Source organism: Fictibacillus sp. EA-CB0309 (assembly GCF_055814265.1).
In genome coordinates, this window is sequence record NZ_CP169271.1 from 1,607,212 (window position 1) to 1,628,446 (window position 21,235).

Consider the following 21,235-nt stretch of genomic DNA (forward strand, 5'->3'; position numbering starts at 1 on the left):
TTGCATTAAATAACAGAGTGTACATTATAGTGAAAGGTGCTGTTGCTATAAAAAATGAAAGCGCTTTACAAAGTATAAGAACGATAGAAATGGGGGAATAGAAATGGACATTATTATTATATTATTGGCATTATTTTTCTTAATGTTTGTAGCGTATAGAGGCTTTAGCGTTATCTTATTCGCGCCGATCGCTGCACTTTTTGCTGTATTGCTAACAGAACCAGGACATGTACTTCCGTTTTTCTCTGGGGTTTTTATGGAGAAAATGGTTGGTTTCATTAAGTTATACTTTCCAGTGTTTTTATTAGGAGCGATATTCGGAAAGGTTATTGAGATGTCAGGGTTTGCAAAATCCATTACGCAGTTTGTTATCAAACTGATTGGACCATCGAGAGCGATGCTTGCTATCGTGCTAGTTGGAGCCATTCTAACATACGGAGGCGTATCGTTATTCGTAGTTGCATTTGCTCTTTACCCGTTTGCAGCAGAACTCTTTAAATTAGCAGATATTCCGAAGAGACTTATACCGGGAACCATCGCATTAGGTGCTTTTACTTTTACGATGGATGCTTTTCCGGGTAGTCCACAAATACAGAATATTATCCCAACATCATTCTTTGGAACGACGACTTGGGCAGCACCATGGCTCGGTTTTATTGGTGGAATGTTTGTTTTCATTATTGGTATGGTCTACTTGGAATGGAGACGAAGACAGGCGGCAGCAAAGGAGAAGGCTATGGAACAGGTCACAGCAACGAGCCTGAAAAACTAGAATCTGAAAACCTGCCTAACGCATTTATTGCGATTCTTCCACTAATTTTGGTAGGAGTGTTCAATAAATGGTTCACGGTTCTTATTCCAAAGTATTACGGAACAACGTTTGACTTTTCTGCCATCGGTATGAAAAATGTACCTGACATTCAGATTCCGACACTTGCTGCTGTTTGGGCAGTTGAAGGTGCTTTGATTATTGGTATCGTTACGGTACTTCTGTTCTCGTTTAAAAGAATTAAAAACAACTTTAATAAAGGAATCAACTTATCGATTGGCGGCGCACTGCTTGCTACTCTAAATACTGCATCAGAATATGGGTTTGGGGGAGTAATTGCAGCACTTCCTGGTTTTACTGCGGTAAATACTGCAATGTCAAATACGATTAAAGATCCGTTAATAAATGAAGCAGTGACGACTACCACTTTAGCTGGTATTACAGGATCAGCGTCAGGCGGTATGAGTATAGCGCTCGCAACAATGAGTGAAACGTATATTGCTCAAGCGAATAAATTAGGCATTGATCCAGAAGTACTTCACCGTGTTGCCTCTATGGCGAGCGGAGGAATGGATACTCTTCCTCACAATGGTGCTGTAATTACTCTATTAGCCGTTACAGGATTAACTCATAAACAGGCTTATATTGATATTTTTGCAATGACAATTATTAAAACGGTAGCTGTATTTGTAATCATCGGACTTTATTATGGGCTTGGTATCGTATAAGAATTTTAAAGAAAGGAGTATACATTCATGAAATCGTTCGTAGAAGAAAAAGTTGTTTTTATCACTGGGGCTGCAAGCGGGATCGGACTGCAGTTAGCTAAAGCTTTTGCCGAACAAGGTGCAAAGGTTGTGATCAGTGACCTTAATGATGAGAAGGCAAAAGAGGCAGCTCAAGTTTTGGTGCAGAATGGCCATGAAGCAACCGGGCTAGGGTGTAATGTTACAAGAGAGGAAGACATAACAAGGGCCTTGGATCGAGCCGTTCAACATTATAATCGGATCGATATCCTGATCAACAACGCTGGATTGCAATACGTGTCTCCTTTAGAAGAGTTCCCGACTGAAAAGTTTCAGCAGTTGATTGATGTAATGCTTACTGCTCCTTTTATTGCGACAAAACATGTGTTTCCGATTATGAAAGAACAAGGGTTCGGACGTATCATCAATATGGCATCAATAAATGGTTTAGTTGGTTTTGCTGGAAAGGCCGCTTATAATAGTGCGAAGCATGGAGTAATCGGTTTAACGAAGGTAGCGGCTTTAGAAGGTGCAGCGCATGGTATTACTGTTAATGCTGTGTGCCCGGGATATGTAGACACACCGCTTGTAAGAGGGCAGCTTGAGGATCTAGCGAAAACTAGAAACGTTGAGCTCGAAAAAGTCTTAGAAGAAGTGATCTACCCGCTTGTTCCTCAAAAACGCTTGCTTGATGTTCAAGAAATTGCCGATTACACGCTGTTTCTTTCTAGTGACAATGCAAAAGGTGTTACAGGGCAGGCTATTGTGATTGATGGCGGTTATGTGGCCCAATAAAAAAATAATATTTTATAGTTTTAATTGACATTAACTATATTTAGTGTCAAAGTAGATGTTACAAACCTATATATGGAGAATTCAGGTGCCGGAGCTTCCGGCTTAAAAGGAATTCGGTGAGAAACCGAAGCTGTCCCCGCAACTGTAATTGTGGACGAAATGGAATAGCCACTGTACAGATTAGCTATATTTTTTATGGCTGCTGTATGGGAAGGCCCAAAGTAGGAAGAAGCAAAAGCCAGTAGACCTGCCTGAAATACTCCGATTTTCTTTTCCTCGGGGATTGGGAGAAAGAACAGTGGCTGTATAAAGGTAATATTTTAGCATTCACACGTTTCTTTCACCCTCTTCCTGATGGAAGAGGGTTTTTATTATGATTTAAGGAGTGTTTGAACGATGAAAATGACAGCTGCAAACTCTTTACTCGGGGAGTGGTTAAGAGAATGTGTAGAGAATTTCCCAGGAATCCAAGCGAACGCATTTTTAGAAAGAGCAGAGAAACTAGAACGTGAATCAAACGATTCTGCATCACTTTTCAGACAATTAGTGATGGAAGCATTGAATGGCTTAACTGTTGAAGAGCCAGATTGGACGTTTGTGGCGGCACAGATTTATTTAAGGCAGCTATATGAAGAAGTATTGAGTAACAAAGGAGAAATAGAGAAACGCCCATATTCAAACTTGTATGGATTAATTCAAAAATTAGTGGACCTGAATATCTATGATTCTACGATTCTTTCTTCTTATAGTAAGCAAGAGATAGAAGAAGCTGAAAAAATGATAGATCCAGCTAAAGATAAGCTTTTTACATACATAGGATTAAAGACACTGGCTGACAGATACTTGGCAAAAGGATTTAATCATGAGATCTATGAATTGCCTCAAGAACGTTGGATGCTCATTGCGTTATTTTTAATGAGGGATGAGGTAAAAACAAACAGGCTCGAGCAAGTGAAAGAAGCCTATTGGGCACTATCTAATTTGTATATGACTGTCGCAACCCCGACACTAGCAAATGCAGGTAAAAGTTACGGCCAGTTAAGCTCATGCTTCATCGATACGATTGATGACAGCCTAAGGGGAATTTTTGATTCAAATACAGATGCTGCAACTGTTTCAAAAGGCGGTGGAGGACTAGGAATCTATCTTGGCAAGATTCGTGCAAGAGGCTCGGATATTAAAGGATTTAAAGGAAACTCATCAGGTGTTATTCCATGGATGAAGCAGTTAAACAATACAGCTGTTTCTGTTGATCAGCTTGGCCAAAGGCAAGGGGCGATTGCCGTTTACCTGGATATATGGCATAAAGATATTTTAGAATTTTTAGATGCTAAGTTAAATAATGGTGATGAGCGAATGAGAACACATGACCTATTTACAGGGGTTTGTCTGCCTGATCTTTTCATGGAACAAGTTGAAAAACGGGAGGATTGGTATTTGTTTGATCCTCATGAAGTACGGAAGATAAAGGGATACTCCTTAGAAGATTTCTTTGACGAAACAAAGGGCACGGGAAGCTTCAGAGAAAAATATGCTGAGTGTCTTGAAGACGAAAGACTTTCCAAAAAATGTGTACCTGCGATTGAAATCATGAAACGAATCATGAAGTCTCAGCTAGAGACGGGAACTCCTTTTATGTTTTATCGAGATACGGTCAACCGTTTAAATCCCAATCCTCATAAAGGAATGATCTATGCTTCTAACCTGTGTACAGAGATTATGCAAAACATGTCCGCAACCGTCGTTACTTCTGAGGAGACTGAAGATGGGGAAATTGTAATTAGAAAAACACCAGGAGATTTTGTTGTATGTAACTTATCGTCTCTTTCTCTCGCTAAAGTAATCCAGGATAATGTGTTAAAAAGAGTAATCGATATACAGATTAGGATGCTTGATAATGTAATCGATCTTAACCGTATTGATGTACCTCAAGCAGAGCTTACTAATAAGAAATATAGAGCGATAGGGGTAGGGACATTCGGATGGCATCACCTTCTAGCTAAAGAGGGAATCAAATGGGAAAGTGATGAAGCAGTATCATATGCAGACCAACTTTATAAAACTATCAATTATTATGTGATCAATGCCAGTTGTGAGCTCGCAAAAGAAAAAGGAGAGTATCCTGCATTTAAAGGATCAGACTGGAACACTGGTGACTATTTTATAAAGCGCGGTTATTCCACTGAAGAGTGGCAGTGCTTAAAAGAAAGAGTCAGCATACACGGCTTAAGGAATGGTTATCTTATTGCCGTTGCACCCAATTCATCCACGTCAATAATTGCAAATTCAACACCTAGTGTCGATCCTATTTTTAAAAAGTTCTACTCAGAAGAAAAGAAGAATTATAAGATTCCTGTAACAGCACCTGAATTGAATGCTGAGACAACGTGGTTCTATAAATCAGCTTTCCTTATTGATCAAACATGGAGTATTGAACAGAATGCTGTAAGACAAAGGCATGTGGATCAATCAATCTCGTTTAATCTTTATGTAAATCATAATATAAAAGCGAAAGAGCTCTTGCATCTGCATATGTTGAGCTTCCAAAAAGGGTTGAAGACCACCTATTATACGAGATCTACTTCAATTGAGCTGGAAGGGTGTGAAAGCTGTGAAAGTTAAGGGTGCAGAAAATTTGCAAGAGAGAAAAATCTATGATGTGGAAGCACCTAACGCTTCTACAGGTATTATCAATGGACGAAGCTCTAATGTGTTGAATTGGGACGATGTAAGGTATAAATGGGCTTATCCGCTATATAAAAATATGCTGTCCAATTTTTGGACACCATTTGAAATCAATATGTCTAGTGACAGCAAACAATATGTGAACCTTACTGAAAAAGAGCAAGATACCTTTAATAAAATTATTGGCTTGTTAGCTTTTTTAGATAGTGTACAAACGGATTATTCAAGCAGAGTGGCTGCTTATTTAACAGATTCCAGTCTAGCAGCTCTCATGGCTACTCTATCTTTTCAAGAAGTAGTTCATAATCAGTCTTATTCATACGTTTTGTCTTCATTGGTTCCGAAGTCTAAGCAAGATGAAATATTTGAGTATTGGAAGACGGACGCTGTTCTAAGAGAACGTAACGATTTTATTGTACAAGGCTATGAGGAGTTTCTTCATAATCCAAATCCTGAAACTTTTTAAAGTCTATTATTTACGATGTGGTTCTTGAAGGATTGAATTTTTATTCTGGATTCAGCTTTTTCTATAATTTAGCTAGAAACCAAAAGATGGTCTCAACTTCAACGATGATTAACTATATTAATAGAGATGAACAACTACACGTTTATTTATTCTGCCAAGTGTTTAAAGCAGTCTTAGATGAATATCCACACCTAAGAAACGAAGAACTTGAGATATTTGCGAAAAATACGTTCAAAAAAGCCGCTGAGCTGGAGATAAAATGGAGCAAGTATATCATAGGGAATTCGTTTGATGGTATTCATGAATCTGATTTAGAATCGTACATCAAGTTTATGGCGAATAAACGATTAAATGAACTCGGGTTTGAAAAACTGTACCGTCAGCACAATAAAAACCCGCTTCCTTGGATCAAAGCATATTCTGATGTGAATGCTGGAAAAAGTGATTTTTTGAGCAGAAATCGAGACAATACACAAAGGTCTCTGATGAAAATGGGTTTGATGAACTATAAAAAGCCGGGAAATTCATTCCGGCTTTTTTCATTTGATTGTTTATAATGACAATAAACCTTATTTTAGTTCTTCCTTCACTTCAAACTGCTGACTTACTTTTTCACATTCCTCATAGTATTTTTCATGTGTCCGCTTAATAACATGGTCAAACACTTCGTCAACCTCGTTGCTTAAAATCTTAATGCCTTCTCCTGTAATGCCGCCCTTTACACACACTTTCTGTATCAATGTAGGCAGTGTATAAATATCTTTTTCAAGCAATTTACCCATACCGATGATCATATCACTAGCTAGCTGTGTTGCTTGAGATTTAGTGATATCTGTTTGATTAACCGCTGAGTTAATAAAACATTGCAGCACGTACCCAATAAATGCAGGACCGCAGCTTGCAATATCAGAAGAGATGCGGGTAATGTTTTCATCAATAACAAGCGGAGTAGAAATGTAGGCCATCAATGAAAGAAGCTTCTCTCTATAGTCGGAGTGACATTTTTTGCCGAATGAGATGAGAGATGACCCGGATAACGCACGGTTATTGATGCTTGGAATGGCTCTAGCAACATTGCATTCTAGCAAGTCTTCCAGCTGTTCACATGAAATAGGGCTTGTAATCGACACGATTAATTGATGTTTAGAAATAGTGTTTTTGTTCGTTGATAATAACGAATAAAATTCGTGAGGTTTTACACAGATAAATACAATGTCAGCAAATCGAAATACTTCTTCTGGTGTATTTCCAATCTTCAATTTCGGATAGGCATGCTGCAGCCTCTCCGCTTTGGACAGGGTGCGGTTAGTAACCATCATCCTAGATGGTGAAACGGCTGAAGATTCGATGAAAGAAGAAGCAAGAACGCTTCCCATGTTTCCGGTTCCGATAATTCCAACCTTCATACCTGAACCTCCTTCCTCTACCTTAAAATCTATGCGCACAATGTTTTGAATATGATTTTTGCGAAGTTCAAGCTTATCTAAGTAGGTGAAATAATGGTGAAAATAAAAGAACACCTGAATTGGATCATTGGCATAGGTATCGTCTTTCTACTTGCATTAAGTTTATCTCTATTCAATTATTTCAAAAGTGAAGAAAATATGCCTATAACATCTCAAATACCCATACAAAATGAAGCGGAAATGAAAATTCCAGATGCGACTGCGCGTGAAAAAAACGTTGAAAATAACGAAGTGCAAGGCTTAATAATGGTCGATGTTCAAGGAAGTGTGAAGAAACCAGGTGTTTATAAGATGAGAGACGGAGATCGCGTTATGCATGCTATTCAAAAGGCTGGCGGTTTTCAAGAAGGAGCAGAGCTTCGTTCGGTAAATCAGGCTTTAAAAATTTCTGATGAGATGATTGTTTATGTTGCTTCAAAAGGGGAGGAATACAAGGTTCAGAGTGTGGAAGAAAACACTAGCTCTCAAACTAGCGGTGTAATAAACATAAATTCAGCTGACGAATCCTTACTACAGACGCTAAACGGCGTCGGTCCTGCCAAAGCTCAAAGTATTATCACCTATCGTGAAGAACATGGTCCATTTACTTCAATGGAGCAATTAATGGAAGTTAGGGGTGTTGGAGAAAAAACGATTGAACAATGGAAAGGTAAAATCAGTTTTGAGTAATGGTTTTTATTGACCCTATAAATAACGGGGTCTACACTAGTGTTATATAAAATAAAAGGAGGCGGTAGGTGTTGCAACGAATATCTTGGAACGAATATTATATGGCACAAAGTCAGTTGCTTGCTCTACGGAGTACGTGTACACGATTAGCTGTAGGAGCAACAATTGTAAGAGATAAACGAATTATCGCTGGTGGATATAACGGATCTATTTCAGGCGGCGTACATTGTATCGACGAAGGCTGTTACGTAATAGATGGTCACTGTGTACGAACGATACATGCAGAAATGAACGCTCTTTTGCAATGTGCAAAGTTCGGAGTACCAACTGAAGGTGCTGAAATGTATGTAACCCATTTTCCTTGTTTGCATTGCTGCAGATTGATCATCCAAAGCGGTATAAAAAAGATTTATTATGGTGAAGACTACAAAAACCACCCATACAGCATTGAACAGTTTAAAGAAGCAGGTGTAATTGTAGAAAAAGTAGAAATGAAATCCCCTCCTTCTGCCATTATCACAAACGAAGTATGAACCCTCGATATGCCGTCTTAAGTGCACTTTTTGCACTTATTGGAATTTGGCTGTCCAAAAGTCACTCGGTAACCGGGATTGCAGGATCTGCATTTCTGGTTATCGTAATGGTTTTACAGATTAAAAGAAAATTCCTTTTCATCCTCTTTATTCTACCGCTCTTCTTTATCTATTCTCATTATGATTTAAAGCACAGCAAGTCTAAAATACCTCAAAGTCAAATAATGTTTCCCGGACAAATAAACACCATCCCAAAAATGGATGGAAAGATGCTCAGTTTTCAATACGAAACGAATAACGAAACAGTGGTTGTTCAACATAAAATGAAAACTTCTACTGAAAAGGAGCAACTTAGAAATCTCGAAATTAATATGAGCTGCATACTAAAAGGGAACCTTAAAGAACCTGAATCACAAAGCCATTTTTACGGAATGAATTATCGTGAGTATTTAAGAAACAAGGATATATATTGGATACTTGAGACTGAAAACTTCGACTTTAAACACTGTGAAATAACGAATCGGTCCAGCGCTCAAGACAGAATAAAAATTTGGAGAAGCCGGGCGATTCAACAATTAGAAAATCAATTTTCAAAAAATACAGCTGGTCTAATGAATGCTCTCCTTTTTGGTTATAGAGATGGGATTGAGGCAAAAACACTTCAAGCGTATCAGAAGCTGGGGTTGACACATCTATTAGCTGTATCAGGGTTTAACGTTGGAATCGTTTCATTTGTTTTATATTTCTTCTTTGTTCGAGTGGGAATTGTGAAAGAAGTAGCCTACATAATCATCATTTTTTTCTTGCCGATTTATATCGTTTTAACCGGAGGAGAGAGTTCTATCGTCCGGGCTGGTTTGATGGGAATTGTTGTGATATTGATCATGATGTTCAGAAGAAAAATTAGTCCAGCAACACTCCTGTCTTGTGTTTGCATAGGGATGCTTGTTTGGAATCCTTCATATAGCTTTGAACTTGGATTTCAGCTTTCTTTTTAATGACCTTCGTACTAATTACTTCAATTTCTTTATTCCAAGGTAAATCCTACACCAGTCTGCTGATCATGACATCGTTTATGTGCTCCTTATATTCTTTTCCTATCGTTCTTTATCATTTTTACGAGTTTTCGATCTGGTCTATTCCTTTTAACATGATTTACATACCTTTTGTTTCTGTTATATTGTTCCCTGTTTCTTTTGTTGCGCTTTTTCTGTCTTTTTGTGTACCAGAATTTATTCCACACGTTGCTTTTGTCATTGAATTCGTGTTTGGCTTTTCAGTAACACTCCTTACTAAAGCTCAATTACTGAAAGGAAGCATCGTTCTTGGCCGGCCGGTTACGTGGTTATTTGTATTATATTTTATATCTATATTTTATTTTTTTATAAATGGGAGGTAAATAAGCGATTTCAATTACAAATAGCTATCCCGTTTTTACTGGTGATCATCATTCATACGTTTATCCCCTATATCAATCCAAAGGCATCCGTTACCTTTATAAACGTCGGTCAAGGAGACAGTATTTTAATAGAGTTGCCATACAGAAAAGCTGTCTATTTAATTGATACAGGCGGAACAATCTCTTTTGATAAAGAGGACTGGGAAAAACGTGAAGAAGAGTATAATGTTACGAAACAAGTAGTGCTGCCACTCTTAAAAGCTAAGGGGATCAGGGAAATAGACGGGATGATCATTAGTCATGGCGATATGGATCATGCTGGCGGGGCGGAGTTTTTACTCGAAAATCTCAGGATTAACACAGTTTATTTACCAAACAAAGAAAAAGATAATGAACTTGAAGAACAGGTTCGAAATACTGCTCAAGTAAAAAATATTGATGTAATAAGGTTAAGTAAAGGTATGAAATGGGGAACCGATCATGCTTTCTTTTATGTGTTACATCCAGGCGCCACTCCTTATTCCTCTAACAATGGCTCAATTGTTCTTTGGGTTAGTCTTTTTGATAAACGATTTTTGTTTACCGGTGATGTTGAAAACGAAGCAGAAGCTGAGATTATTAAAAGTTTTAAACACGTGCAAGCCGACGTACTCAAAATTGGCCATCATGGAAGCGCGACATCCTCTACTGATTCTTTCCTAAAAAAGCTATCACCTCAATATGCGATTATCTCAGCAGGTAAAAACAACACATATGGCCATCCTGCTCGTGAGGTTTTAGAACGATTAAAGAACGAAAAAATCATGATCTACCGCACGGACCAACAGGGTGATATTTCCTTTGAAGTAGGAAAGGAGAGTTTGAAAATAAAAACCGCACAATAAAAAAGAACCGAATGCGATTCGGCCCTTTTTTATGTATTATGCAATTGCTTTTAGAATGACTCCGATGGCGAAAATTACTGTAAAGAATCCAAATGATACAACAAAGCCTATACCGGAATCTATAAGGTCGTTACGCTTGCTCTGTACATCTTTCTCAAAATGGTTCATGTGACAACCCTCCTAATCCATCCTTAGTATACGTTATCATTTTTAAAAAATCCATACTGAAAATGCTTTCTTTTACTGCTTTTATCAAAAACTTACCAGAGATGAGATTCGTTGTCACCAATAATATAAAAATGCATAGGATATCCTATTAAAGCTAACCGTAAACGATATAATCGTTTTGGTGTTAGTGTTTATCATAAATGAAGGAACAGGCATACGCTCTGTTCCTTCTTTTGCTTGCAAATGCCTTTCATTCGCCATAGGATTATAAGGAGAGGTGAAAAAGGTGCTAACAGTTGAATCATTAAAAAAGAAGATAAAGAATAAAGAGTCGTCTCCAATCTATCTCATTTGGGGAACAGAACTTTATTTAGCAGAAGATGCTATAAAAACTATTACAAGCCTCTTGTCTCCTGACGAGAAGGACTTTAACTTGAGCGTTCATAATCTGGATGAAATCTCCATTCAAGAAGTAATTGAAGATGCAGAGACGATGCCTTTCTTAGGAGACCGTCGAGTCGTAGTCATGAAAAACGCTGCATTTTTAACTGCTGCAAAAGAAAAGACAAAAATAGAACACGACTATAAAGTATTTGAACAATACATACAAAATCCAGCGGAATATACGACACTAGTCATTGTGGTACCTTATGAAAAGCTGGATGAACGAAAAAAGATCGTTAAACAATTAAAAACACAAGCGGAAGTCATACAAGTTTCTCAGCTTAGCAACGATACCGCTGAAAAATGGCTTCAACAAGAAGCTGCTGCTTCAGGGGTTACCATTGATAGAGAAGCGGTGGAACTTCTACTTGCTCGATTGGGTACGAAGATGTCAATTTTGGCAAAAGAGATGGAAAAAATGGCTCTCTTTGTTGGGGAGAATGGCGTGATTTCAAAAGAAACGGTGGATTCCTTAGTTGCTAGAACACTAGAAGATGATGTTTTTGGACTTGTGGATCACGTGGTCCATAAAAGGACTGAACAAGCCCTTAGAAGCTTTTATGATCTTATGAAACAGAATCAAGAACCAATCCAGATTCATGCATTGATCACGAGGCAGTTTCGTATCATTACTGGTGTGAAAGAACTTTCAAAAAAGGGTATGGTGAGAAACAGATTGCTTCCTCATTAAAATTACATCCTTATGCAGTGAAATTAGCTTCAAAACACGCAAATCGATTCGATGAAGGTTTTCTAAGGAACTGTCTGAATAACTTTGCTGAAACAGATTATAAATTAAAAACGGGTCAGATGGATAAGACGCTTTTACTGGAGTTGGAGATTGTAAAACTTTCACAAGGTTCATAAGACACTGGAAGCTTTGACTGCAAAAAACTTTATATGATTAAGTTATGGGCCTTGAGCAACTTTTATAGGCCCAAAAATTATTTTATGGGCCCTTAAAAAGTTTTATAATCCTTCAAATTTATTTATAGGCCTTCCACAACTTTTATAGTCCTTCAAAACTTTTTATAGGCTTTTCGACAAACAAAACAACACCACGCACATTCGCGTGCCCAGAATTGCCGATTCAAAAAATAAAAGGCCGGCGTTAACATAATCGCAAATGCCAGCCTATTTCCATATATGAAGACCCCTTTTCAGCAGTTGGAAAGGGGTCTTTTGTATTTTTCTGCCTAGTCAGACAAAAGCCAGCTCATAACAGATTAGACGGCAAGAATTTAAATGATTATAAGAACAAAATAAAAAAACGACCTATTGGTGTAAGGCCGTTTTTCGGGTTTCATCCTTCAATTTATGCGTTAACACCGTTTAAAGCCTTAGCAAGACGAGACTTTTGGCGAGAAGCTGCATTTTTGTGGATAAGTCCTTTGTTCGCTGCTTTGTCAATCTTCTTAGAAGCAGTAACAAAAGCTGCTTGAGCACCTTCTGCATTGTTTGAAGCTGCAAGTGCTTCAAAGTTTTTGATCGCAGTACGCATGCCAGACTTAAGTGAAGCGTTGTGAGCACGACGCTTTTCGTTCGTTTTTACACGTTTAATCGCTGATTTAATATTAGCCAATCCATTCACCTCCCTAAATGAACCATGAGCAACAAAATTACTTTCCGTTGCAAAAAATAGGACACAAAGTATTCTATCAAAATCGCCCTTTAAATGCAATACAAGAATGAAAAGGAAGAGTTGCGGCAAAAATACATAATAAAGGATGGTGGTAGATTATGGGTAAAGATTTGGATCTTCAAGCCTATTCAGTGCGTACGGATCTGGCAATAGAAGCTCACGATATGCTATTAAAAGAAGATGAGGCTGTTAATAAAAGTACTCTTGAGGGTGTCGTTATACATGAAAAAGATAGAGATGGTATCAAGTGTGTGAGAGTTGAAATCGATGAGAAAGGTGCAGAAACAACTGGTAAAAAAGCGGGTGTGTATTTAACCTTTGAAGTACAAGGGATTCGTGAAAAAGATTCTAAACTTCAAGAGAGGGTTCAAGAAGTTTTTGCACATGATTTTAATCAATTTTTAAATGAACAAGGAGTGAAAAAAGAGGATACATGCTTAGTTGTAGGTCTAGGCAACTGGAATGTAACACCTGATTCCCTTGGTCCTCTTGTCGTTGAAAATTTAACGATTACGAAGCACCTTTTCGAGTTAGCACCTGAAAACGTTGAAGAAGGATTCAGACCCGTCTGTGCAATCTCACCGGGTGTAATGGGTATCACAGGAATTGAAACAAGCGATATTATTGATGGCATCGTAAAAAGGGTGAATCCTGATTTTGTAATTGCAATTGATGCTTTAGCATCACGATCTATTGAGAGGGTTAACGCTACGATTCAAGTGTCCAATACTGGAATCCATCCAGGTTCAGGTGTTGGGAACAAACGTAAAGAACTGAGCAAAGAAACATTGGGTATTCCGGTTATATCTATAGGTATCCCTACTGTTGTTGATGCGGCAACGATTACAAGTGATACGATTGATTTTATCTTAAAGCACTTTGGCCGGGAGATGAACGAGAAAGACAAACCGTCCAAATCTCTTTTGCCTGCTGGCATGACGTTTGGAGAAAAGAAAGTACTAACCGAAGATGACATGCCTGAAGAAGGTCACCGTAAATCATTTTTAGGAATAGTGGGTGTGTTGGAGGACGACGAGAAGCTTCGGTTGATTCGTGAAGTTTTAGCTCCTCTTGGACATAACTTAATGGTTACGCCAAAGGAAGTGGATGTGTTTATAGAAGATATGGCGAACGTTCTTGCAAATGGATTAAACACCGCTTTACATGGTGGAATCGATCAAGGAAACACATCGTCATATACACATTAGGTTTTTAGTCATGTTTGGATAAGCTTGTGCATAAATTTAAATTGTATATCCCCACGTGGAGGAAAAATCATGGCAAAATTTATGTTAAAGTGTTTCGGACTGGTAATCATACTTTTATTCGGAGTCTTATTTGGTATTCAAAAAGCACATTTTGAGATGGATGAATTAAAAGGGCCATCTCAAGAGAGTCTTGAATCTTTATCATCAACAACACAAAGTCTATCAAAAACAGAGACGGAGACCGTAACGAGTCATGATATAAAAACAAAACAAGAGACATTAAATAAAATTGATTCTTTTAATGTGTTTTCTGCACTTGGCCAAAAACTTACATCTTGGATCTCTTCAGCTTTTAGTTTCATGATCTCTGTTTTCGGTATCATCATACAGGAGATGTTAGCTGTCTTTTCGCCATAAGAACCATAAAGGATTTCTCCTTTAGAGGTTCTTTTTATTTTACCTTTTATTTAATAATCAACAACTGCTAATCCTATTTTTGAGGTTGTGATTGAAACAGATACCTTGTATTGCTATAATCAAAGCTAGTGACTTTTCCTAAAATTGTAGGAGTGAACGTATAATGAACAGAGAAGAAAAATTAAAAAGACAAGCTAAGATCAGAAACTTTTCCATCATTGCTCATATTGACCATGGAAAATCTACTTTAGCTGACAGAATTTTGGAAGAAACAAGTGCTCTAACACAGCGTGAAATGAAAGAACAGCTGTTAGACTCAATGGACTTAGAACGTGAACGTGGAATAACGATTAAATTAAATGCCGTTCAGCTTCAATATAAAGCAAAAGATGGTGAAATTTATACGTTCCACTTGATTGATACCCCAGGACACGTAGATTTTACATACGAGGTGTCTAGAAGCTTAGCAGCTTGTGAGGGAGCGTTGCTGATCGTTGATGCTGCTCAAGGAATTGAAGCACAAACGTTAGCAAACGTGTACTTGGCTCTTGAGAATGATCTTGAGATTTTGCCGGTTATCAACAAGATTGACCTCCCGAGTGCTGAGCCAGAACGAGTGCGCCAGGAGATTGAAGATGTTATCGGACTGGATGCGTCAGAAGCAGTACTTGCTTCAGCGAAAGCAGGCATTGGTATTCAAGACATCCTAGAGCAGATTGTGGCAAAAGTGCCAGCTCCTCCAGGTGATCCAGAAGGGCCGCTTAAAGCGCTTATCTTCGACTCTCTATATGATCCGTATAGAGGTGTAGTGACGTATATTCGTGTTGCTGAAGGAACTGTTAAGGTCGGCGATAAGATCAAAATGATGGCAACGGGTAAAGAGTTTGAAGTACTTGAACTAGGGGTGTTTACTCCAAAAGCGGTTCAGAAAGACTTCTTAACGGTTGGTGATGTTGGTTTCTTAACGGCATCCATCAAAAACGTCGGCGATACACAAGTCGGTGATACGATTACTAGCGCTGTAAAAGGGGCAACAGAGCCTCTTCCAGGTTATAGAAAGATGAACCCAATGGTATATTGCGGACTATACCCAGTAGACACGGCAAAGTATAACGATCTGCGTGAAGCGTTAGAACGACTTGTATTGAATGATTCTGCTCTTCAATATGAGCCAGAGACATCTCAAGCCCTTGGATTTGGATTCCGTTGCGGATTCTTAGGACTTCTTCATATGGAGATCATTCAAGAACGTATCGAACGTGAATTTAACATCGATCTAATCGCAACAGCACCAAGTGTTATTTATAACGTTACGATGACGGATGGGAAAAAATAGTCGTCGATAACCCTGCAAATATGCCTGAAGCACAGAAGATTTCTGTCGTTGAAGAACCATATGTAAAAGCTTCAATCATGACACCGAACGATTATGTTGGGACGATTATGGAGATCTGCCAAAAGAAACGCGGGATCTTCATGACGATGGATTATTTAGAAAACAATCGTGTAAACGTGCTTTATGAGATTCCGCTTTCTGAGATCGTGTATGATTTCTTTGATCAGCTAAAATCAAGTACAAAAGGGTACGCATCTCTTGACTATGAATTGATTGGTTATAAGCCATCAAAGCTGGTTAAAATGGAAATATTGCTGAACAATGAAAAGATTGATGCCTTATCAGTTATTGTTCATAAAGACTTCGCGTATGAGCGCGGTAAAGTTGTCGTTGAGAAGCTGAAAGAACTGATTCCGCGTCAACAGTTTGAAGTGCCAATCCAAGCTGCAATTGGTCAAAAGATTGTCGCTCGTTCAAACATCAAGGCATTAAGAAAGAACGTTTTAGCTAAATGTTACGGTGGGGATATCTCACGTAAACGTAAGCTATTAGATAAGCAAAAAGAAGGTAAGAAGCGTATGAAGACAATCGGTCGAGTTGATGTACCACAAGAAGCGTTTATGGCCGTTCTTCGTATGGATGATACTAACAACAACAAATAAAAACCATTATAAGACCGCGAAGGCAATTTTAGCGGTCTTTCCTAATTTATGAGAAAAAAGGCGGTGAACATCGTGCTTAAAGCGGCATATCTTCATATCCCATTCTGTGTTCAAATTTGTCACTATTGTGATTTTAATAAGATATTCATACATCAGCAGCCCGTAGATGAGTATATAGCGTCCATGAAAAAAGAGATGCTGAATACGACATCCAGGTTTAAGAACTATGAAATGGAGACGATTTTTGTAGGAGGAGGCACCCCACTTCTTTAAGCGAAAATCAACTGAATACCTTTTTAAATGATGTAAACGAAGTGTTAGGAAACAAATCCTTAAAAGAATTCACAGTTGAGGCGAATCCTGAACAAACAACAAAAGAAAAAATCGCAGTTTTAAAAAACAATGGGGTTAACAGGCTGAGTATAGGCGTACAAGCATTTCAATCCTCTTTGCTAAAAAAATTAGGCCGAACACATAATAGGGAAGATGTGTATTCGACGGTTGCTGAAGCTAAAGCAGCAGGAATTCACAATATGTCGATTGATTTGATGTTTGGTTTGCCGGGTCAAACGATGGATATGTTCAAGAAGTCAGTAGACGAAGCGCTAGCCTTAGATGTTCCGCACATATCGTCTTACTCATTGCAGATTGAAAAGAAAACCGTATTCTATAATTTAGCCCAAAAAGGTAAGCTCATCTTGCCAGAGCAAGAGCTTGAAGCCGCTATGTACGAATATTTAATTGAAACTCTTGATAAAAAGGGATACAAGCAATATGAGATCAGCAATTTTGCGATTCCCGGGTTTGAGAGCAAGCATAATCTCCAATACTGGAATAATAACGAGTATTTTGGCATTGGCGCAGGAGCTCATAGTTATGTTGAGGGGACGAGAAGAAGAAATGCGGGTCCGCTGAAACAATACATGAACTTAATTGAGGAACAAGGTTTTCCTTATATCGAAGAACATCCCGTACCTTTATCTGAAAAGATGGAAGAAGAAATGTTCATGGGACTTCGAAAACATGAAGGAGTTTCTGATAAGACGTTTGTTAATCGATATGGAGTATCTATGTTTGATGTTTATAAAGAGCCGATTGAAAGATTGATCCAAAAGGGATGGCTTGAAAAAAGGAACGGCACACTTCGTTTAACAAAGTACGGAATTCCTTTAGGTAACGAAGTCTTTCAAGAATTTATTGGTGTAGTTTTAGATTGACAACGAAGAGTACCTTTTGGTAACTTATATTATAGATTTAGCACTCGCTCTTTAAGAGTGCTAACAAATGGGGTGATGGTATGTTAACGGAACGTCAACTCTTTATTCTTCGTGTTTTAATAGATGACTATATTAAGCATGTTGAGCCTGTAGGTTCCCGTACAATCTCTAAACGAGAGGACATTACCTACAGTCCCGCAACGATTCGAAATGAACTTGCGGATTTGGAGGATCTTGGATTTTTAGAGAAAACCCATACATCATCTGGTAGAATACCGTCTGAAAAAGGTTATCGTTTTTATGTAGATCACCTTCTACCTTCTCTTTTTATGAAAGAAAGTGAGATTGGACAATCAGAACTTTTATTCACAGAAAAGGTACAGGAGGCAGAAGCGTTATTTGATCAATCAGCTAAAATTCTATCGGATCTGACCAATTATACATCTGTTGTTTTAGGACCGAACGCTCTAGACATGAAACTTAAGCACATGCAGATCATTCCGATATCGTCACAGATGGCTGTTGCTATTTTCGTAACGAACACCGGACATGTTGAAAACAGACAGATCGTTCTGCCTGATACGATTGAACCGTCTGAACTTGAGAAACTCGTTAATATTTTAAACGAGAGACTCGCAGGGGTTAGATTGATAGAGCTGAACACACGTATTCAAAAAGAACTTTCAGCTGTGTTTAAAAAACATCTCCGGGATTATCAAAACATGGGGGTTTTCCTCGATCAGCTTCTATTATGGAGCAAGAAAGAAAAGCTTTTTTATGGCGGGAAAACAAACATGCTTTCTCAACCAGAATTCCGTGACCTTGATAAGGTTAGACCACTTCTCGATTTTTTGGAAACGCGTGATTTAATGGAAAAGCTTGTTTCCTCTACTGATAAGGGTCTAACAATAAGAATCGGTACTGAGAATGAGCATGAAGCAATGAAAAATTGCAGTGTGATAAATGCTTCCTATACGATGCATGGAAAACATATAGGCACAATTTCATTGATCGGTCCAACGAGAATGGAATACAAGAAAGTTATTTCGCTGCTAGATTCGTTATCCAAGGAAATGACGAACCGGTTAAACGATTTTTCAAAATAAATGTATTAGTTTAGGGAGGTGAAAGCATGAACAAAGAGGACATCACTCAAGATCAAACACATACAGATGTGAATGAAGAAGTGACGAAAACGGAAGAAGTTGTTGAAGAAACAGAAGCTTCAACCGAGGAAACACTTAGTGAGGAACAGCAACGCATCTCAGAATTAGAAGCAAAGCTTGAGGAAGCTAGTCAAAAAAATCTTCGTCTGCAAGCGGACTATGATAATTTCCGTCGCCGTACAAGAGAAGAACAGGCAGCGAGCCTTAAATATAAATCTCAAAGTCTTTTAGAACAGTTATTACCTGCACTCGATAACTTTGAGCGTGCTTTGAAGACTGAAGCTACGAACGAGCAAACCAAAACGTTAATCCAAGGTATGGAAATGGTTTATCGTCAGTTGGCAGATGCGCTGAAACAAGAAGGATTGACAGAGATTCCGTCAGTCGGTCAAACATTTGACCCGAACTTGCACCAAGCTGTTATGCAAGTAGAGGATTCTGAATTTGAATCCAACACGGTTATTGAGGAATTGCAAAAAGGTTATTTGTTAAAAGATCGAGTAATTCGACCAGCGATGGTAAAAGTAAACGCATAAAAACTACATATGAATGATGGAGGGAAAAACATGAGTAAAATCATCGGTATTGACTTAGGTACAACAAACTCTTGTGTAGCTGTTATGGAAGGTGGAGAAGCGGTAGTTATTCCGAACCCGGAAGGTAACCGTACAACACCATCAGTAGTAGCATTCAAAGACGGAGATCGTTCAGTAGGGGAAGTAGCAAAGCGTCAAGCTGTAACGAACCCGAATACAATCATGTCGATTAAACGTTATATGGGAACTGACCATAAAGAAACGGTAGAAGGCAAAGATTACACTCCGCAAGAGATCTCTGCGATCATCTTGCAAAAATTAAAGTCTCATGCAGAAGACTATCTTGGAGAAAAAGTTGAAAAAGCGGTTATTACAGTACCTGCTTATTTCAATGATGCACAGCGTCAAGCTACTAAAGATGCTGGACAAATCGCAGGACTTCAAGTTGAGCGTATCGTAAATGAACCTACAGCAGCAGCATTAGCATACGGTCTTGAAAAAGACGAAGATCAAACGATCCTCGTATTTGACCTTGGTGGTGGTACGTTTGACGTATCAATCCTTGAACTAGGCGATGGTTTCTTTGAAGTAAAAGCTACTTCTGGAGATAACAAGCTTGGTGGAGATGATTTTGACCAAGTAATCATCGACCACTTAGTTAGCGAATTTAAGAAAGAGAACGGTATTGACCTTTCTCAAGATAAGATGGCGCTTCAGCGTTTGAAGGATGCAGCTGAGAAAGCAAAGAAAGATCTTTCTGGTGTAACATCTACACAAATCTCATTACCATTTATCACAGCAGACGCATCTGGACCTAAGCACTTAGAGTTAAATTTAACTCGCGCGAAGTTTGAAGACCTTTCTTCTAGCTTAGTAGAGCGCACGATGGGACCAACTCGTCAAGCACTTAATGACGCTGGTATGTCTCCGTCAGATATCGATAAAGTAATTCTTGTTGGGGGATCTACTCGTATCCCAGCTGTGCAAGAAGCAATCAAGAAATTTACAGGTAAAGAGCCTCACAAAGGCGTGAACCCTGATGAAGTTGTAGCACTTGGAGCAGCTATTCAAGGTGGAGTGCTTGCTGGTGATGTAAAGGATGTAGTTCTTCTTGACGTAACACCACTTTCATTAGGTATCGAAACAATGGGTGGCGTATTTACAAGATTGATCGATCGAAACACAACGATCCCTACATCGAAATCACAAGTATTCTCTACAGCTGCTGACAACCAAACTTCAGTTGATATTCATGTTCTTCAAGGGGAACGTGAAATGGCAGCACACAACAAGACGCTTGGAAGATTCCAGTTGTCTGAAATTCCGCCAGCTCCACGCGGTGTTCCTCAAATCGAAGTAAGCTTTGATATTGATGCGAACGGTATCGTAAATGTACGTGCAAAAGATCTAGGTACGAACAAAGAACAATCTATTACAATTAAATCTTCAACAGGGCTTTCAGATGAAGAAATCGACCGCATGGTGAAAGACGCGGAAGAAAATGCTGAAGCAGACAAGAAGAAGCGTGAAGAGATTGATACAAGAAACGAAGCGGATCAGCTTGTATTCACCGTTGACAAAACGTTGAAAGATTTAGAAGGTAAAGTTGACGAAGCAGAAGTGAAAAAAGCTGAAGAAGCAAAAGAAAGCTTGAAAAAGCTCTTGAAGGCAATGATATTGAAGCGATCAAGAAAGAAAAAGACGCTTTGAGTGAAATCGTTCAACAGCTATCTGTAAAACTTTATGAGCAAGCTGCACAACAAGCGCAAGCTCAACAAGGTGATGCAGAAGGACAATCTTCAAGCAAGAACGATGACAACATCGTTGACGCTGATTACGAAGAAGTTAACGACGATAAAAAGTAATTTTTAGCAGATAAAAGTCAAAGTCAGGTCATCTTGACTTTGACTTTTTTTCTGAAGTAAAGATTAGAACATCCGACTAAAGACGTAACAAAAGTGTTGCAGTTTTCGTCTTGAGTCAGGTGGTATTCAATGGTAAGATAACTTTTATGTGAGAATTCGGGA

Annotated in this window: 14 protein-coding genes, 6 pseudogenes and 1 riboswitch; of the genes and pseudogenes, 17 read left to right on the plus strand and 3 right to left on the minus strand. The window is 38.6% G+C overall.

Annotation, left to right across the window (positions count from 1 at the left end; all coding sequences use genetic code 11):
- The first annotated feature begins 103 nt into the window (after positions 1-103).
- The 4 genes and pseudogenes from ACEWFH_RS08875 to ACEWFH_RS08890 all read left to right on the plus strand — a co-directional run bounded on the left by ACEWFH_RS08875 (position 104) and on the right by ACEWFH_RS08890 (position 5,972).
- A pseudogene (locus ACEWFH_RS08875) lies at positions 104-1,497 on the plus strand (GntP family permease).
- A gap of 27 nt (positions 1,498-1,524) precedes the next feature.
- The gene (locus ACEWFH_RS08880; protein WP_473726897.1) at positions 1,525-2,310 is read left to right on the plus strand and encodes a 3-hydroxybutyrate dehydrogenase; all 786 of its coding nucleotides are present in this window, start codon (positions 1,525-1,527) and stop codon (positions 2,308-2,310) included.
- A gap of 66 nt (positions 2,311-2,376) precedes the next feature.
- Positions 2,377-2,580, plus strand: a riboswitch (cobalamin riboswitch).
- A 126-nt stretch (positions 2,581-2,706) separates the two neighbouring features.
- Positions 2,707-4,932 carry a ribonucleoside-diphosphate reductase subunit alpha gene (locus ACEWFH_RS08885; protein ID WP_473726898.1) on the plus strand — a complete coding sequence of 742 codons (2,226 nt, stop codon included), beginning with the start codon at positions 2,707-2,709 and terminating at the stop codon, positions 4,930-4,932.
- Positions 4,922-5,972, plus strand: a pseudogene (locus ACEWFH_RS08890) (ribonucleotide-diphosphate reductase subunit beta). Before ACEWFH_RS08885 ends, ACEWFH_RS08890 begins: the two are co-directional and overlap by 11 nt.
- Positions 5,973-6,030: 58 nt before the next feature.
- Here ACEWFH_RS08890 and comER read toward each other — a convergent pair.
- On the minus strand, positions 6,031-6,867 hold the full coding sequence (comER, locus tag ACEWFH_RS08895; RefSeq protein WP_473726899.1) for a late competence protein ComER: 837 nt from the start codon (positions 6,865-6,867) through the stop codon (positions 6,031-6,033).
- A gap of 93 nt (positions 6,868-6,960) precedes the next feature.
- Here comER and ACEWFH_RS08900 point away from each other — a divergent pair, with 93 nt between their 5' ends.
- The 5 genes from ACEWFH_RS08900 to ACEWFH_RS08920 all read left to right on the plus strand — a co-directional run bounded on the left by ACEWFH_RS08900 (position 6,961) and on the right by ACEWFH_RS08920 (position 10,412).
- Positions 6,961-7,596 carry a helix-hairpin-helix domain-containing protein gene (locus ACEWFH_RS08900; protein WP_473726900.1) on the plus strand — a complete coding sequence of 212 codons (636 nt, stop codon included), beginning with the start codon at positions 6,961-6,963 and terminating at the stop codon, positions 7,594-7,596.
- A gap of 71 nt (positions 7,597-7,667) precedes the next feature.
- Complete coding sequence (locus ACEWFH_RS08905; RefSeq protein ID WP_473726901.1) at positions 7,668-8,129, plus strand: ComE operon protein 2; 462 nt, start codon at positions 7,668-7,670, stop codon at positions 8,127-8,129.
- Positions 8,126-9,127, plus strand: a complete 1,002-nt coding sequence (locus ACEWFH_RS08910; RefSeq protein WP_473726902.1) for a ComEC/Rec2 family competence protein — start codon at positions 8,126-8,128, stop codon at positions 9,125-9,127. The genes ACEWFH_RS08905 and ACEWFH_RS08910 overlap by 4 nt, the downstream gene beginning before the upstream one ends.
- Positions 9,127-9,528, plus strand: coding sequence for a ComEC/Rec2 family competence protein (locus ACEWFH_RS08915; protein ID WP_473726903.1), 402 nt, complete (start codon positions 9,127-9,129; stop codon positions 9,526-9,528). The genes ACEWFH_RS08910 and ACEWFH_RS08915 overlap by 1 nt, the downstream gene beginning before the upstream one ends.
- Complete coding sequence (locus tag ACEWFH_RS08920) at positions 9,471-10,412, plus strand: DNA internalization-related competence protein ComEC/Rec2 (RefSeq protein ID WP_473726904.1); 942 nt, start codon at positions 9,471-9,473, stop codon at positions 10,410-10,412. The genes ACEWFH_RS08915 and ACEWFH_RS08920 overlap by 58 nt, the downstream gene beginning before the upstream one ends.
- A 36-nt stretch (positions 10,413-10,448) precedes the next feature.
- On the opposite strand, the gene ACEWFH_RS08925 is transcribed toward ACEWFH_RS08920, so the two are convergent.
- Complete coding sequence (locus ACEWFH_RS08925; RefSeq protein WP_473726905.1) at positions 10,449-10,580, minus strand: YqzM family protein; 132 nt, start codon at positions 10,578-10,580, stop codon at positions 10,449-10,451.
- A 286-nt stretch (positions 10,581-10,866) separates the two neighbouring features.
- Here ACEWFH_RS08925 and holA point away from each other — a divergent pair.
- Positions 10,867-11,891: pseudogene (gene holA / locus ACEWFH_RS08930) on the plus strand (DNA polymerase III subunit delta).
- Positions 11,892-12,339: 448 nt separating this feature from the next.
- Here the strand turns inward: holA and rpsT are convergent.
- Complete coding sequence (gene rpsT / locus ACEWFH_RS08935) at positions 12,340-12,606, minus strand: 30S ribosomal protein S20 (RefSeq protein WP_066291124.1); 267 nt, start codon at positions 12,604-12,606, stop codon at positions 12,340-12,342.
- Between the two features lie 158 nt (positions 12,607-12,764).
- Here rpsT and gpr point away from each other — a divergent pair, with 158 nt between their 5' ends.
- The 7 genes and pseudogenes from gpr to dnaK all read left to right on the plus strand — a co-directional run bounded on the left by gpr (position 12,765) and on the right by dnaK (position 21,073).
- A complete protein-coding gene (gene gpr, locus ACEWFH_RS08940) occupies positions 12,765-13,874 on the plus strand; it encodes a GPR endopeptidase (protein ID WP_473726906.1) in 1,110 nt (369 codons plus the stop codon).
- Between the two features lie 69 nt (positions 13,875-13,943).
- Positions 13,944-14,291, plus strand: coding sequence for a DUF3679 domain-containing protein (locus ACEWFH_RS08945; protein ID WP_473726907.1), 348 nt, complete (start codon positions 13,944-13,946; stop codon positions 14,289-14,291).
- Between the two features lie 163 nt (positions 14,292-14,454).
- A pseudogene (gene lepA, locus ACEWFH_RS08950) lies at positions 14,455-16,289 on the plus strand (translation elongation factor 4).
- A 48-nt stretch (positions 16,290-16,337) separates the two neighbouring features.
- A pseudogene (hemW, locus tag ACEWFH_RS08955) lies at positions 16,338-17,506 on the plus strand (radical SAM family heme chaperone HemW).
- Positions 17,507-17,586: 80 nt separating this feature from the next.
- On the plus strand, positions 17,587-18,612 hold the full coding sequence (gene hrcA, locus ACEWFH_RS08960) for a heat-inducible transcriptional repressor HrcA (protein ID WP_473726908.1): 1,026 nt from the start codon (positions 17,587-17,589) through the stop codon (positions 18,610-18,612).
- Positions 18,613-18,638: 26 nt separating this feature from the next.
- The gene (gene grpE / locus ACEWFH_RS08965) at positions 18,639-19,208 is read left to right on the plus strand and encodes a nucleotide exchange factor GrpE (protein WP_473726909.1); all 570 of its coding nucleotides are present in this window, start codon (positions 18,639-18,641) and stop codon (positions 19,206-19,208) included.
- A gap of 30 nt (positions 19,209-19,238) precedes the next feature.
- A pseudogene (dnaK, locus tag ACEWFH_RS08970) lies at positions 19,239-21,073 on the plus strand (molecular chaperone DnaK).
- Positions 21,074-21,235 lie beyond the last annotated feature (162 nt).